Below are 15,101 nucleotides of genomic sequence, written 5' to 3'. Positions count from 1 at the left end.
GGGGCCCGCAGCAGGCCGCGCATCGACGCGGCGCCGAGGCCCTGCGACCCGCCTTCGGAACAACAGATGGGTTGACATGCGCAAAGCGAAGATCGTCTGCACGCTCGGACCGGCGACCAACACCTACGAGCAGATCCGCACACTGATCGAGGCCGGCATGAACGTGGCCCGGATGAACTTCAGCCACGGCACCCATGAGGATCACGCCGCGGTGTACGAGAACATCCGTCGTGCCGCCGAGGATCTGGGCCGCAACGTGGCTGTCCTCGTGGACCTGCAGGGCCCCAAGATCCGCCTGGGCAAGTTCGCCGACGGTCCCCACGACCTCGAGATCGGCGAGACCTTCGTCATCACCACTGAGGACATCGAGGGCACCCGCGAGCGCGTCTCCACGACGTTCAAGGGCCTGCCGGGCGACTGCCGCCCGGGCGACGTGCTCCTGATCGATGACGGCAAGGTCTCGGTCCGCGTCACCGACGTCTCCGAGACCGAGGTCACCACCGTCGTCGAGGTGCCCGGCCCCGTCTCCGACAACAAGGGCATCAACCTGCCGGGCGTGGCGGTGTCCGTGCCCGCCATGAGCGAGAAGGACATCGAGGACCTCCGCTTCGGCCTGGGTCTGGGCTGCGACCTCGTGGCCCTGTCCTTCGTGCGCGACGCCCACGACATGGACGACGTGCTGCGCATCATGCATGAGGAGGGCCGCCGCGTCCCCGTCATCGCGAAGATCGAGAAGCCGCAGGCCGTGCGTGCTCTGCGCTCCATCGTCGGCGCGTTCGACGGCATCATGGTCGCTCGCGGCGACCTCGGTGTGGAGCTGCCGCTCGAGCAGGTGCCGCTGGTGCAGAAGCGCGCCATCGAACTGGCCCGCCGCAACGCCAAGCCCGTCATCGTCGCCACCCAGGTGCTCGAGTCGATGATCACCAACCCGCGCCCCACCCGTGCGGAGGCCTCGGACTGCGCCAACGCGATTCTCGACGGCGCCGATGCGGTCATGCTCTCCGGCGAGACGAGCGTGGGCTCCTACCCCTTCGAGGCCGTGCGCACCATGGCCCGCATCGTCACCAACACCGAGGAGAACGGTGCGGATCGCATCCTGCCGCTGGGCACCATTCCGCATACCCGCGGCGGTGCTATCACCCGCGCGGCGGCCGAGATCGGCGACCAGCTCTCCGCCCAGTACCTCGTGACCTTCACCGAGTCCGGGGACACCGCGCGCCGGCTGGCCCGCCTGCGCCCTACCATCCCGCTGCTGGCGATGACCCCGTACCCCGAGGTCGCCCGCCAGCTCGGCCTCACCTGGGGCATCGAGGCGCACCTGGTGCCCATGCAGAAGGACACCGACGCGATGGTCCGCGTGGTCGACGAGCTGCTACGCGAGCACAAGGGCCTGCAGAAGAACGACCTCGTGGTGATCGCGGCCGGTTCGCCCCCCGGTGTCCACGGCTCCACCAACTCGCTGCGCGTGCACCGCATCGGTGACCTCGACGGCACCGAGTCCGCGCGCATGGAGGCCGACTCCATCGCCTCGGGCCCGCAGGGCTGATCGCGCAGGCGCACAGACGACTCGCGCAGGCGCACAGACGACGGCGCCTCGCCCCCGGGATGGGGGCGAGGCGCCGTCTTCCCCGGAGGGAGCGGTGCCGGGTGCGGGACTCGAACCCGCACGCCCTCGCGGACAGCGCATTTTGAGTGCGCCGCGTCTACCATTCCGCCAACCCGGCCAGCCCACCACGGTGGGCTGGACTAGGATACCGCTGATGACCGTATGGTCCTCGCCGCGGGTGCCCGGCACCTGCGACCGGACCCCTATGACGTACAGGGCGACATGACCGACAACACCGCACCCCTTCCCGACGACTCCGCTGCCCCCGAGGACGCCCCCGAGGCTGTCTCCGAGGCGCCCGTCCACCGCACCGCCGTGGTCGCGGAGGACGAGAGCCTGATCCGCATGGACATCGTCGAGACCCTCACCGAGGCCGGCTACGAGGTCGTCGCCGCGGTCGGCGACGGGGAGAGCGCCGTGGCCAAGACCCGGGAGCTGCGTCCCGATGTCGTGGTGATGGACGTGAAGATGCCGCAGGCCGACGGGGTCACCGCCGCCGAGCGGATCGGCGAGGAGAACCTCGCCCCGGTGGTCATGCTCACCGCCTTCTCGCAGGCCGAGCTGGTCGAACGCGCCCGCGATGCCGGTGCGATGGCCTACGTGGTCAAGCCCTTCACCCCCGCCGACCTGCTGCCCGCGGTGGAGATCGCGATCTCCCGCTACCAGCAGATCACCCAGCTGGAGGCCGAGATCCAGGATCTCGGTGAGCGCTTCGAGACCCGTAAGCGGGTGGACCGCGCCAAGGGCCTGCTGCAGACCAACATGGGGCTGACCGAACCCGAGGCCTTCCGGTGGATCCAGAAGACGTCGATGGACCGCCGTCTGACCATGCGTGAGGTCGCCGATGCGGTGATCGACCAGCTGGGGCAGACCAAGGACTGAGGACGTACGGCGCATCGCGGCTCCGAGCGGAGACCTGCGGCGGGCGGGGAGGGGAGAGCGGATGACGGTCAGGCGACGTGACCTCGTGCGCTCGCTCGGCGTCGGTGTGCTGGGTGCTGGACTGTTGAGCGCCTGCGGGAACATGCCGGTGCGCGGCCGCGGCGGTCGCCGTCGGACGACCACCACCGCACCGGAGCCGACGAAACTCGAGGAGCCGGACGCCACCTTGGTGATCGGCCAGATCGGCGCGAGCTATGGCCGGATGGGCAAGGCCGAGGACGCCATCCGCATCGCGATCGACGAGGCCCGCATCGACGTCAACTCCCGCTGGAAGGGGCTGTTCGGCAACGAGATCTCGATCCTGGGCCGCGAGGTGATGACCGAGCCCGGGCAGGATCTCGCCCCGATCATCGAGGACCTCGCCGACCGGGGCGCGACCGTCGTCATCACGAGCATCGACGAAGAATCACTGATCGGCGCGATGCCCACCTTCGTCGAGCGGGGCATGGCCGTCGTGGATCTCATGAGCTCCGGGATGACGGTGCGTGACGCCGAGGTGCAGACCGCGAACCTCCTGGTGCGCCTGTCTCCCAATGAGCGCACCCTCGCCGCGTGGTACGCGGAGATGGCGCTGGACGGCGGTGGTGACCGCGGGGGGACCGCCGGGCATGTCGCGCTGATCTCCGAGGACACCGCCCAGGGCCGCAGCCTCGCCTATGAGCTGCAGCAGCGGCTGCAGCCCAACAACGGCAAGCTCGTCTCCGAGCAGTTCTACGCCCCCGGCGATTTCGGCGACGTGGGTGCGCGGGTCAAGAAGGTGCTCAAGAAGCCGCCGGCGCTGCTGGTGCTCAACGGCGGGGCCGAGGCTGCGCCGTTCCTCTCCGCCCTGTACAAGGCCACTCTCGATGAGGGGCAGCGCCCGAAGATCGAGATCCCCACGCGCCTGTCCCCGGGCTCTGTGATCGACTTCTCCCGCGAGCCGATCGCGAAGGACCTCGCCCCGGAGTGTCTGACCAAGGCAACCGCCTTCGAGCCGGGGGCGGCGCTGACCGCCGACCACGAGAACATGATGCTGCGCCAGAGCAGGGAGTTCCTGCGCACCGGCTACGGCTACTCCCAGCACGGCTATGACGCCGTGATGATGATCTGTCTGGCCGCGCAGCATGCGCTGTCCGTGGAGGGCACGGCGATCGCAGCGGGCCTGCCGGCCATCCTCACCGGCAGTGAGAAATGCACGGATTACGAGATGTGCCGCAGCCACCTGCGCCAGGGCCTGTCCGGCAAGGACCGCACCACCATCGCCTACAACGGGCGGATGGGGGCCGTGGAGCTGGGCCCGCAGGCCGATATCCGCACCGGTGAGCTGCGCGAGTACAGCTGGACCGAGGCGAACGTCCTCGCGCCGGGCAACGCCACGGGATTCGAGGATCCCGGCGCCTGACCGGCTCAGCGCGGGGCGAGCAGCATCGTCGAGACCGTCACCGTGCTGATCAGCACCCCCGCCTCATCGTGCACATCCACGAGGTAGGAGGCGACCTTTCCGCCCAGCTGCCGTGCCGTGCAGGTGGCGCGCACCTCGCCCTGGCGGGCCGAGCGATGATGCAGCGCCGAGACGGAGGTGCCGACGGCATGGGCACCCTCACCGTGGACCGCGCGGGCGTGCAGGGTCGCGGCGAGCGAGGCGACGGTCTCGGCCAGTGCGATCGTCGCCCCACCGTGCAGCAGCCCGGCCGGCTGCGTGTTCCCTGCCACCGGCATCGTCATCACGCCCCCATCGGCCCCGAGGGACAGCACCTGCATTCCGCAGCGCTCCACCAGGGTGTCCTCGAGCAGCGGCGCCCACTGCGCCTGCAGCGCCGTGAGCTCTTCCGGGCTCGCCGCGGCAGCGGCTCCCGTGGTGCGGTGGGGCGCGGCAGCGGCGCCGGTCGTCGGCGCATCGGGGGCAGCAGCGGTGGCCTCGGTGGCGTCTGCGGGGTTGCTGGAGGAAGCGTGGTGGGCATCGGAGTTCGGCATGCCGGCAGGATCTCATGCCCCGTCGGACCCCTGCGCCGCGCACCGGGCATGGGAGGATGGCCAGCATGACTGCGAGCGACCCCGATGAGATGCGCCTGCTGCTGATCGACGGCCATGCGATGGCCTTCCGCGCCTTCTTCGCGCTGCCCGCCGACGGGTTCAGCGACGGCCGTGGCCAGGCCACCAACGCGGTGTACGGCTTCACCCGCATGATCATCAACGTGGTGGCCTCCGTGCGGCCCACCCACCTCGCGGTCGCCTTCGACCTGCCGGGCGGGACCTTCCGCGACCGCATCTACGACCAGTACAAAGGCGGGCGCGAGGAGACCCCCGAGGCCTTCCACGGCCAGATCGACCTGATCCAGAAGGTCCTGGACGCCCTCGGGGTGCGCTGGCTGACCTACGAGGACTACGAGGCCGACGACATCATCGCCACCCTCGCCACCCGCGCGGAGGGCGACGGCCACGAGACCTTCATCGTCTCCTCCGACCGTGATGCCATTCAGCTGGTGGGCCAGCAGGTCACCCTCCTGCAGCCCGTCAAGGGCGTCACCGAGATGCGCCGCATGGACCCCGCCGCGATCCAGGAGAAGTACGGCGTCCCGCCGGAGCAGTACCCGGAGCTCGCCGCCCTGGTGGGGGAGAGCGCCGACAACCTCCCTGGCGTGCCCGGGGTGGGCCCCAAGACGGCCGCGAAATGGCTCACCCAGCACGGCGACCTGGAGACCCTGCTCGAGAGCGCCGACGAGATCCGCGGCAAGGCCGGCCAGTCCCTGCGGGACAACCTCGAGGCCGTGCGCCGGAACCGGCAGATGAACGCCGCGGTGACGGACCTCGACCTGCCCACTGATCCCGCGTATTACGAGCTGGGGCACGGCGACCGCACCCGCGTGCTCGAGGTCTTCGACGACCTCGCCTTCGGCGATACGATCCGCCGCGACCTGCCGGCCGCCCTGCTGGGCGAGAGCCTCGCCGAGGCCGAGCAGGAGACCCTCGCGCAGGAGGCCGAGGTCCTCCAGGTCACCGGCGCGGAAGAGCTCGCGCAGCTGCTCGACGGGGGTGGCGTGCTCGCCGTCGACGGTGCGGACGATGTGCGCGGCGGCCCCCTGCTGGGGCTGGCGAGTGAGACCGCCCGCGGCTGGGTGGCGCTGGCTGAGCTGGACTCCGACACCTCGACCGCTCTCGCGGACGCCCTGGCCGCTGCACCCCAGCTGCTCATGGCCGATGTCCCTGCCGTGCGGCAGTGGCTGCAGGAGAACGGCTACCCGCTGGATCCCGAGGCGCCCCTGCGCGATCTGGCGCTCGAAGCTTTTGTACTGCGCCCCGGGGCGCGCAGCTACGACGCCGAGGCGATCGGTACAGACCTGGGAGGGGCGAGCTTCGAGCCGCGCCCTCGCAAGCCGGCCGCCACCACCCTCAAGAAGGAGACCGCTGAGCAGCGCGCCGAGCACATCGACCGGGCTGGGGCCCGGCTCGCCCAGTCCTCCGCCGCCCTGCACCCGGCCGCCGCGGCGCTCGATGCGCAGCTCGGCGACGCGGCCTGGGCGCGCGAACTGCTCGATGACCTCGAGCGGCCCCTGCAGAGGGTGCTCGAGACGATGCACGAGCGCGGCATCGCGATCGACACCCAAGCGCTCGCGGCACTGCGTGAGGAGTTCGAGGGGTTCGTCGCGCAGGCCCGCCGCGAGGCCGGTGAGATCGTGGGGGAGGAGGTCAACCTCGCGTCCCCCAAGCAGCTGCAGGTGGTGCTGTTCGAGACCCTGCGCCTGCCCACCACCCGCAAGATCTCCTCCGGTCACTCCACGGATGCGGAGTCGCTGACCGACCTGATGGAGACCCTCGAGCCGGAGAGCGCCGGGCACCGCTTCCTCGCCTGGCTGCTGCGCTTCCGGGAGATGAGCAAGCTCACCGGGTACCTCGTGGGCCTCGACAAGGTGGTCGATGAGACCTCGCGGGTGCACACCACCTTCCAGCAGACCGCCGCCGCCACCGGGCGTCTGGCCTCCACCGACCCGAACCTCCAGAACATCCCGGTGCGCACCGAGGAGGGCCGCCGGATCCGCGGCGTGTTCGTGGCCGGCCGGGGCTATGAGTCGCTGCTCACCGCCGACTATTCCCAAATCGAGATGCGCATCATGGCGCACCTGTCCCAGGACGAGGGGCTCATCGAGGCCTTCCGCTCCGGCGAGGACCTCCACAACTTTGTGGCCTCGCGTGTGTTCGACGTCAGCCCCGATGCGGTCGACCCGGCGATGCGGTCGAAGACCAAAGCGGTCTCCTACGGCCTCGCCTACGGGCTGAGCGCCTTCGGGCTCTCCCGCCAGCTGCGCATCTCCCGGGCGGAGGCCACGCGGCTGCGCGACGGCTACTTCGAGCGCTTCGGCGGGGTGCGCGACTACCTGCACGAATCGGTCGAGCGTGCCCGCTCCACGGGCTACACCGAGACGATCCTGGGGCGGCGCCGCTACCTGCCGGACCTCACCAGCGACAACCGGCAGCGCCGCGAGAATGCCGAGCGGGTCGCGCTGAACTCCCCGATCCAGGGCAGCGCCGCCGACATCATCAAACTCGCGATGCTCGCCGTAGAGCAGCGTCTGCGCGAGGCCGAGCTGAGCAGCCGCATGCTGCTGCAGGTCCATGACGAGCTCGTGCTCGAGGTGGCTCCCGGGGAGCTGGATCAGGTGCGGAAGATCGTCGAGGAGTCGATGGGCTCGGCGTACGAGCTGCGGGTTCCGCTCGAGGTGGGCGTGGGGGTGGGTCGCAGCTGGCTCGAGGCCGCGCACTGAGGCAAGCGCACTGAAACCTGTAGGCCCTGAGCCATGACGTCGCTGCGGCACTGAGCCCATGCCATCTGGGTCCCCGCGATCATGGAGTCCGCAACCCGCGTGGGCTCGGCCTGATCAGGCTGATTCGAGGGCGCAGCGGCCTAGGGCCCGCGACCGGGACGGATCTCACACCGCGGCGTCGTCCCCATCGGCCCCGAGGCCTCGCATGGGCAGGGCACCCCTGGTAGGCTGACCAACGGCCTGTTGCGAGTGCGCCCCCGTGCGCCCTGGCGCCGGTCGGCCCTCCGGGCCTGCACGTCCATTGACCCTACTCATTTCCTGTCCCGACGGAGTCCTTACCTACATGACCGACACCACGACCCCCCAGATCGCCATCAACGACATCGGCGGCGCCGACGATCTCATGGCCGCCATCGATGCCACCATCAAGTACTTCAACGATGGCGACATCGTCGAGGGCACCGTGGTGAAGGTCGATCACGACGAGGTCCTCCTGGACATCGGCTACAAGACCGAGGGCGTCATCCCCTCGCGCGAGCTGTCCATCAAGCACGACGTCGACCCCGGTGAGGTGGTCGAGGTCGGCGACGAGATCGAGGCCCTGGTCCTCCAGAAGGAGGACAAGGAAGGCCGCCTGATCCTGTCCAAGAAGCGCGCCCAGTACGAGCGCGCCTGGGGCTCGATCGAGCAGATCAAGGAAGACGACGGCGTCGTCACCGGTCGCGTCATCGAGGTCGTCAAGGGCGGCCTCATCGTGGACATCGGCCTGCGCGGCTTCCTCCCCGCCTCCCTGGTGGAGATGCGCCGCGTGCGCGACCTGCAGCCCTACGTGGGCCAGGAGATCGAGGCCAAGATCATCGAGCTGGACAAGAACCGCAACAACGTGGTCCTCTCCCGCCGCGCCTACCTGGAGGAGACCCAGTCCGCGGTCCGCTCCGACTTCCTGCAGACCCTGCAGAAGGGCCAGAAGCGCGACGGCGTCGTCTCCTCGATCGTCAACTTCGGTGCCTTCGTGGACCTCGGCGGCGTCGACGGCCTGGTGCACGTCTCCGAGCTGTCCTGGAAGCACATCGACCACCCGTCCGAGGTTGTCGAGGTGGGCCAGCCGGTCAGCGTCGAGGTGCTCGACGTCGACATGGACCGCGAGCGCGTGTCCCTGTCGCTGAAGGCCACCCAGGAGGACCCCTGGCAGCTGTTCGCCCGCACCCACGCCATCGGCGAGGTCGTCCCGGGCAAGGTCACCAAGCTCGTGCCCTTCGGTGCGTTCGTGCGCGTCGAGGACGGCATCGAGGGCCTGGTGCACATCTCCGAGCTGGCCCAGCGCCACGTGGATCTGCCCGAGCAGGTCGTCACCGTGGATCAGGACGTGTTCGTCAAGGTCATCGACATCGACCTCGAGCGTCGCCGCATCTCTCTGTCGCTCAAGCAGGCGAACGAGGGCGTGGACCCCGAGGGCGACGACACCACCTTCGATCCGGCCCTGTACGGCATGGCCGCGGAGTACGACGCCAACGGCGAGTACAAGTACCCCGAGGGCTTCGACCCGGAGAGCAACGAGTGGCTCGAGGGCTACGAGGCGCAGCGCGAGGAGTGGGAGGCCCAGTACGCGGCCGCCTACGAGCGCTGGACCGCTCACAAGGCCCAGGTCGCCGAGGCCATCAAGGCCGACGAGGAGTCCGCGAACGCTCCGTCCCCGGCCGGTGGTGGCCAGTCCACGCCCACGCAGGCCTCCTACCAGTCGAGCTCCTCGGATGAGGGCACCCTGGCCTCTGATGAGGCGCTGGCGGCCCTGCGCGCCAAGCTCACCGGCAACTGATCTGAGCGCCGACTGATCGCTCCCTGAGCATCCCGCTGCGGCCCGGCCCCCACCGAGGGGCCGGGCCGCAGCGCTGTCTGGGGGCGCCTGCAGCGCTGTCTGGGGCGCCCCTCGCTGCGGGCACTGGTCACGTGGCGCAGGGCTCGGGGTGCGGGACGGGGCCGCAGGCCAGGGCGGGAGCGTGAGAGGATCGGGGGCATGTTGCGCTGGCTCACGGCCGGGGAATCCCACGGCCCCTCCCTCATCTCTCTGCTCGACGGCGTCCCCTCCGGCATCGAGCTGACCAGCGAGGACCTTCGACAGGCCCTCGCCCGTCGGCGCCTGGGGCATGGCCGCGGCAGCCGCCAGAAGTTCGAGCAGGACGTCATCAGCATCCACGGCGGCCTGCGCCACGGCAGGACCATCGGCTCCCCCCTCGCCATTGAGATCGCGAACTCGGAGTGGCCCAAATGGGAGAAGGTCATGAGCGCCGATCCGGTGCCGCCGGAGGACCTGCTGATCGACGCCGGTACCGGGGATGAGCGGGAGATCGCCCGTAACCGCCCGCTGACCCGCCCGCGCCCCGGCCATGCGGACCTCGCCGGGATGCTGAAGTACGACCTCACCGAGGCACGCCCCGTGCTGGAGCGGGCGAGCGCCCGCGAGACCGCCGCTCGCGTGGTCGCCGGACGCATCGCCGCCGCCCTGCTCGAGCAGGCCGCTGGGATTCGCCTGGTCTCCCACACCCTGTCCGTCGGCGCGGTGCGGGTGCCGGAGGATGCTGCGCTGCCCACCCCGGATGATGCTCCGCGCCTGGATGAGGACCCGCTGCGGTGCTTCGATGCCGCCACCTCCCCGGCCATGGTGCAGGAGGTCGACGCGGCGAAAGCCGACGGCGACACCCTCGGCGGCGTGGTCGAGGTCCTCGCGTACGGGGTGCCCGTGGGCCTGGGATCCCACACGCAGTGGGACCGGCGCCTGGACGGCCGTCTCGCCCAGGCGATCATGTCGATCCAGGCGATGAAGGGCGTGGAGATCGGCGACGGTTTCGCGACCGCGGCTCGACGCGGCTCTGTGGCGCACGATGAGATCCTTGCCGATCCGGCCGCGGAGCTCGGCACTGCCCGCGCAGCCAACCGAGCCGGGGGCATCGAAGGCGGCATCAGCAACGGGCAGGTGATCCGCGTGCGCGGCGCCTTGAAGCCGATCTCCACCGTGCCGCGCGCCCTGCGCACCATCGACGTCGCCACCGGTGAGCAGGCGAGCGCCAACCACCAGCGCTCGGACACCTGCGCCGTGGCTCCCGCTGCTGTGATCGCCGAGGCTGTCGTGGCCCTGACCCTGGCTGACGCGCTGCTGGAGAAGACCGGCGGTGACAGCGTCGCCGAGATCCGCGAGCACCTCGCCGCGACCGTCCAGCGCCAGCGCCGCATCGTCGGCCCCGGCGAAGCGCCCGCCTCGTGAACGGCCCCCAGATCATCCTGCTGGGGCTCATGGGAGCAGGGAAGACGAGCGTGGGCCGGGAGCTCTCCCGCCGCCTCCAGATCCCCTTCACGGACCTCGACCATCTCATCGAACAGCAGCAGGGCCGGCGCATCCCCGAGATCTTCGCGGTCGATGGAGAGCAGGCCTTCCGAGAGATCGAGCATGCTGCCTTGGAGCGTGCACTGCAGGAATGCCCCGGGGTGCTCGCCCTCGGCGGGGGAGCGGCCATGGACCCGCGCTCCCAGACACTGCTGGCCGGACACCCCGTGGTGTGGCTCGACGTCGACGAGCGCACTGCCCGCCGGCGGATCGGTCACGGCCGCGGCCGCCCCATGCTGACCGGCCCCGATCCCATGGCCCGCTGGCGCGAGCTCGCTGCCCAGCGCGACCCCGTGCACCGAAAGCTGGCCCGCTGGCGGGTCGATGCCGGCCACGGCGCGGCCTCCGCCGTGGCCCGGGCGATCATCGAGACCATGGGCCGCAGCACCGCACCCGCTCAAAAGCACAGTGCCGACCACCGCCCCGAGCCCAACAGCGACCCCACGACCGGGCCTCGCATCACGCCCAGCCACGAGGAGGAGACATCGTGAGCATCACCACCATCCCCGTGACCACCCCCACCGGCGGCTATGACGTGCAGGTGGGCCGCGGCCTGCTGGGCCAGGTGCCTGCAGCCATTCCCGATCGCGCCCGCAAGATCCTGATCATCCACCAGCCGAGCCTGCGGGACGTCGCCGAGCAGGTGCGCGCCGCGATCGCGGACACCGGCCGGGAGGCCTTCGCCGCCGAGGTGCCCGATGGAGAGGAAGCCAAGACCGCGCAGGTCGCCGGGTTCCTGTGGGGTGTCTGCGGCCAGGCGGGCCTGGGCCGGCAGGATCTCGTCGTGGGCCTCGGCGGCGGCGCCGCCACGGACCTGGCCGGTTTCGTCGCGGCGACCTGGCTGCGCGGCGTGGACGTGCTGCAGATCCCCACCACCGTGGCGGCGATGGTCGATGCCGCGGTGGGTGGGAAGACCGGCATCAACACGGCCGAGGGCAAGAACCTGGTGGGTGCTTTCCACCCGCCGATCGCGGTTCTCGCGGATCTCGACGTCCTCGCCGGGCTCGGCGGGAACGACATCGCGGCGGGCCTCGCCGAGGCGGTCAAGACCGGTTTCATCGCCGATGAGCGGATTCTCGAGCTTGTCGAGGAGGACCCGACAGCCGTCCTGGACGTCACCAGCGCTGCGTTCCACGAGGTGATCGAGCGGGCGATCCGTGTAAAGGCCGAGGTGGTCTCCGCGGATCTCAAGGAGTCGGGGCAGCGCGAGATCCTCAACTACGGCCACACCCTCGCGCACGCGATCGAGCGCAATGAGCGCTACCAGTGGCGTCACGGCGCCGCCGTCGCGGTGGGCATGATGTTCGCCGCGGAGCTGTCCCACCTGGCCGGAAAGCTCTCCGAGACGGAGGTGGACCGGCACCGGGCGGTCCTCACCTCCCTCGGGCTGCCCACCACGTATCGGGATCGCCAGTGGCCCAAGCTCGAGGACGCCATGAAGCGGGACAAGAAAACACGCGCCGGACTGCTGCGCTTCGTGGTGCTGGACCGCATCGGCGCCGTCACGCGGCTCGAGGGACCGGATCCGGCGCTGCTGCTGGCCGCCTATGCCGCGGTCACCGCGGACTGATCGGAGCGCTATGACCGCCCGTTCCACTCCCACAGCGGCTGTGCCCACCGCCGCGGACCGCAGGAACACAGCCGTGAGCGTCCGCGGTCTCGAGCTCGGTGCCGGGCGCCCTAAGATCATCGTCCCGTTGGTGGGAGCCGACGACGACGCGCTGCGCGCGCAGGCTATTGCCACTTGTGCGAGCCCCGCGCGGATCCTGGAATGGCGGGTGGACTGCTTCGCACCGCAGGCCGACGCTGCGGAGCATCGAGAACGGGTGCTCGCGATGCTGCCGCAGCTGCGCGCACAGATGGGGGAGGAGCGGGCGCTGCTGGTCACGGTGCGCACCGCCGCGGAAGGCGGGCAGCGGGAGTTGCCCGACGGTGAGCTTGCCGCGCTGCTGTGCGCTCTCATTGAGGCCAGCACGGCGCAGGATGAGCCCCTCGTGGATCTGGTCGATATCGAGATGGCCCGCGGCGCCGAGACGGTTGCGCAGGTGACCGCGGCAGCGCATGCACGGCACATCCCCGTCGTCGGCTCCTTCCATGACTTCCACGCCACCCCGCCCCTCGGAGAGATCACGCGGATCCTGCGGGAGCAGCGGCGTCGCGGCGCGGACATCCCGAAGATCGCGGTGACGCCGCGCAGCCCGGAAGAGGTGCTGACCCTGCTCGCCGCAAGCAGTGAGATCGCCGCCGACGGGGAGGGCCCCCACATCGCGATCTCCATGGGGACGCTCGGAGCGGTCAGCCGCGCGGCTGCGGAGACCTTCGGCTCCGCCGCGACGTTCGCCCAGGTGGGGGAGGCATCCGCGCCCGGTCAGCTCGACGTCGCGGATGTGGCGCGATTGCTGGAGCTGCTGCGGCCCTGAGCAGGACCGCGGGGACTCAGCGAGGTGCCGTCTGCCCCGCTTCGGGGTCGTCCCCCTCCTCGCGCTCTGGGGACGGTTCCTCGTCCAGGCCCACCACCGGGTCATCCTCATGGAACACGCGGTCTTCGAAATCCATCGCGTCTTCATCCCGGGTCACGGTGTCTTCGGCGAGGTCATCGACGGTCGCATCGACCACCGGGATCGCCCCGGTCTCCAGGGCCACACGGTGGCGCTCGTCCCGTCGGGTCCGACGCACCAGCCGTTTGAGCTGGGTGGCGGACATGGTGACCTGCCATTCGCTGTGGGCGGGCAGGCTCCAGCGCCGCCAGGCCGCCACCCCGGCGAGCAGCGAACCGGCCGCCACCGCGATGAGCACCGTGGCCGAGGGGAGCTGCAGCCCGAACACGCCCCAGGTCAGCAGGGCGGTGATGAGGGCGCCCGTGGCGTACAGCGGCCCGCCGCCGAAGATCGCGGGGATCCGTCCCACGAGCACGTCGCGGATCACTCCGCCGCCGACGGCGCTGGTGACGCCCAGCAGCACTGCCGGCAGCACATCGAGGCCGAAGCCGAAGGACTTCGCGGTGCCCGTCGCTGCCCACAGGCCCATCGCGAGGATGTCCAGGACGGTGACCATGCGCCGCCACCAGGAACTGTCGGCGTTGATGAAGAAGGTGAACATCGCCCCGCCGAGCGCGCAGGCGAGATACCAGGGCCCGGAGAACGCGGCCGGCACCCCATAGTCGAGGATCAGATCGCGCACCAGGCCGCCGCCGAGCCCCGCGGCGATACCGATGACCGCAAAGCCCACGGCATCGAAGTTCAGGCGGGAGGCCAGCGCCCCCGCGGCCACGCCCATGATGAACACACCCAGCAGGTCCAGCACGCGCAGCAGGTCGTTGTTCACCAGCAGGTCGAGGGGATCCACCTCTTCACGGTACTGGCTGCACACCCCGCGGGCACACTGCGCGTCACGGACGTCACGGCAGGTCAGTCACAGGCCAGCGGCTACCTCATGACCTCGCTCGCCCGGCGTCCGCGCCTGGCGGTGATCATCGCTGCGATCGCCTTCACCATCCCGCATCTGGCCTCGAGCGGCGGTCAGCAAAGCGCCCTGCAGCACGTGCTGTACCTCGCGGTCCCCTACGGCCCCTACGCTCGCTGAACCCAGCGCCCACCCATCGACCCCACAAGCACCCCGCTCACCCTGGGCACCCCGCTCGCCCTGGGCACCCCGCGCCCCCATACATCCGGTGCCGGGTGCCGGGCCGACGGGTACCCGTGGCCGACGGGCTGCGGGGACTACCGTGGACCTGCACCCCGCGATGTGCATCCCGTGCCCGCATCGCCCGCCCCGAAAGGACCTCGATGGCATCGCCCCGCACCGCATCACCCGCATCCCTGCGGCGCATCGGTCTCACCGGCGGCATCGGGTCCGGGAAATCCACCGTCGCCGAGCTGTGGCGGGAGGCGGGGCTCACCGTCATCGACCTCGATGCACACTCCCGTCGCCTCCTGGACGTGCCGGGCGCGGGCGTGGAGGAGGCGGTGGCCCGCTTCGGCGAGCAGTACCGCACGCAGGACGGCACGATCGACCGCCAGGCCCTCGCCCGGCTCGTCTTCGCCGATGCGCAGGCCCGCGCGGACCTCGAACAGATCGTGCTGGGGCGGGTGGACGAGGCCGTGCGCGCTGCCGAGGCCGCGGCGCTCGCCGCGGGGGAGCGGATCATCGTCCACGACAACCCGCTGCTGCTCGAGAAGCACCGCGAACGCGACTACGACCTCGTGGTCGCGGTTCTCGCCCGGCGCGAGGACCGCATCGCCCGCGTCGAGCAGAACCGCGGCCGCGACCGCCCCTACACCGAATCTGTCATGGCAGCGCAGGTCACGGACCTGGAGCGGATCCGCCGCGCGGACCTGCTGCTGCACAACACCGGCACCCTGGAGGATCTGCGCCACCGCGCCGCCCGGGCGCTCGAGCGCATCGATGAGCTCACCGTCGGCCCCCGGACGTAGCA

The 15,101-nt window shown here is 70.6% G+C and carries 13 protein-coding genes and 1 tRNA gene; 11 read left to right on the top strand and 3 right to left on the bottom strand.

Going from position 1 to position 15,101, the window contains the following annotated elements:
* Window positions 1-76 precede the first annotated feature (76 nt).
* On the top strand, window positions 77-1,546 hold the full coding sequence (gene pyk, locus MU407_RS05650) for a pyruvate kinase (RefSeq protein WP_102235919.1): 1,470 nt from the start codon (window positions 77-79) through the stop codon (window positions 1,544-1,546).
* A gap of 95 nt (window positions 1,547-1,641) precedes the next feature.
* Here pyk and MU407_RS05645 read toward each other — a convergent pair.
* A tRNA-Leu gene (locus tag MU407_RS05645) sits at window positions 1,642-1,724 on the bottom strand.
* A gap of 104 nt (window positions 1,725-1,828) precedes the next feature.
* Here MU407_RS05645 and MU407_RS05640 point away from each other — a divergent pair.
* Window positions 1,829-2,488: a response regulator gene (locus tag MU407_RS05640; protein WP_102236008.1), complete on the top strand. Its 660-nt coding sequence runs from the start codon at window positions 1,829-1,831 to the stop codon at window positions 2,486-2,488.
* Between the two features lie 61 nt (window positions 2,489-2,549).
* A complete protein-coding gene (locus MU407_RS05635) occupies window positions 2,550-3,929 on the top strand; it encodes an amino acid ABC transporter substrate-binding protein (RefSeq protein WP_246956046.1) in 1,380 nt (459 codons plus the stop codon).
* 5 nt (window positions 3,930-3,934) lie between these two features.
* On the opposite strand, the gene MU407_RS05630 is transcribed toward MU407_RS05635, so the two are convergent.
* Window positions 3,935-4,501 carry a hotdog fold thioesterase gene (locus MU407_RS05630; protein ID WP_102235921.1) on the bottom strand — a complete coding sequence of 189 codons (567 nt, stop codon included), beginning with the start codon at window positions 4,499-4,501 and terminating at the stop codon, window positions 3,935-3,937.
* A gap of 65 nt (window positions 4,502-4,566) precedes the next feature.
* Between MU407_RS05630 and polA the strand changes: the two genes are divergently transcribed.
* The 6 genes from polA to aroD all read left to right on the top strand — a co-directional run bounded on the left by polA (window position 4,567) and on the right by aroD (window position 13,086).
* Entirely contained in the window at window positions 4,567-7,287 is a 2,721-nt protein-coding gene (gene polA / locus MU407_RS05625; RefSeq protein ID WP_246956043.1) for a DNA polymerase I, read from the top strand.
* A 343-nt stretch (window positions 7,288-7,630) separates the two neighbouring features.
* Window positions 7,631-9,103: a 30S ribosomal protein S1 gene (gene rpsA, locus MU407_RS05620; RefSeq protein ID WP_246956041.1), complete on the top strand. Its 1,473-nt coding sequence runs from the start codon at window positions 7,631-7,633 to the stop codon at window positions 9,101-9,103.
* A gap of 198 nt (window positions 9,104-9,301) precedes the next feature.
* Window positions 9,302-10,546, top strand: coding sequence for a chorismate synthase (gene aroC / locus MU407_RS05615; protein WP_246956039.1), 1,245 nt, complete (start codon window positions 9,302-9,304; stop codon window positions 10,544-10,546).
* On the top strand, window positions 10,543-11,157 hold the full coding sequence (locus MU407_RS05610; protein WP_246956037.1) for a shikimate kinase: 615 nt from the start codon (window positions 10,543-10,545) through the stop codon (window positions 11,155-11,157). The genes aroC and MU407_RS05610 overlap by 4 nt, the downstream gene beginning before the upstream one ends.
* A complete protein-coding gene (aroB, locus tag MU407_RS05605; RefSeq protein WP_246956035.1) occupies window positions 11,154-12,236 on the top strand; it encodes a 3-dehydroquinate synthase in 1,083 nt (360 codons plus the stop codon). The genes MU407_RS05610 and aroB overlap by 4 nt, the downstream gene beginning before the upstream one ends.
* A gap of 73 nt (window positions 12,237-12,309) precedes the next feature.
* Window positions 12,310-13,086: a type I 3-dehydroquinate dehydratase gene (gene aroD / locus MU407_RS05600; RefSeq protein WP_246956033.1), complete on the top strand. Its 777-nt coding sequence runs from the start codon at window positions 12,310-12,312 to the stop codon at window positions 13,084-13,086.
* A 16-nt stretch (window positions 13,087-13,102) separates the two neighbouring features.
* On the opposite strand, the gene MU407_RS05595 is transcribed toward aroD, so the two are convergent.
* The gene (locus MU407_RS05595; protein WP_246956031.1) at window positions 13,103-14,011 is read right to left on the bottom strand and encodes a TRIC cation channel family protein; all 909 of its coding nucleotides are present in this window, start codon (window positions 14,009-14,011) and stop codon (window positions 13,103-13,105) included.
* 87 nt (window positions 14,012-14,098) lie between these two features.
* Here MU407_RS05595 and MU407_RS05590 point away from each other — a divergent pair, with 87 nt between their 5' ends.
* A complete protein-coding gene (locus MU407_RS05590; protein ID WP_246956029.1) occupies window positions 14,099-14,248 on the top strand; it encodes a hypothetical protein in 150 nt (49 codons plus the stop codon).
* A 203-nt stretch (window positions 14,249-14,451) separates the two neighbouring features.
* Window positions 14,452-15,099 carry a dephospho-CoA kinase gene (gene coaE, locus MU407_RS05585; RefSeq protein ID WP_246956028.1) on the top strand — a complete coding sequence of 216 codons (648 nt, stop codon included), beginning with the start codon at window positions 14,452-14,454 and terminating at the stop codon, window positions 15,097-15,099.
* Window positions 15,100-15,101 lie beyond the last annotated feature (2 nt).

Source organism: Brachybacterium sp. Marseille-Q7125, assembly GCF_023062615.1.
Taxonomy (GTDB): Bacteria; Actinomycetota; Actinomycetes; order Actinomycetales; family Dermabacteraceae; genus Brachybacterium.
Note: the sequence above shows the minus strand (reverse complement) of the source record. Positions and strands in the feature narration are given on the sequence as shown.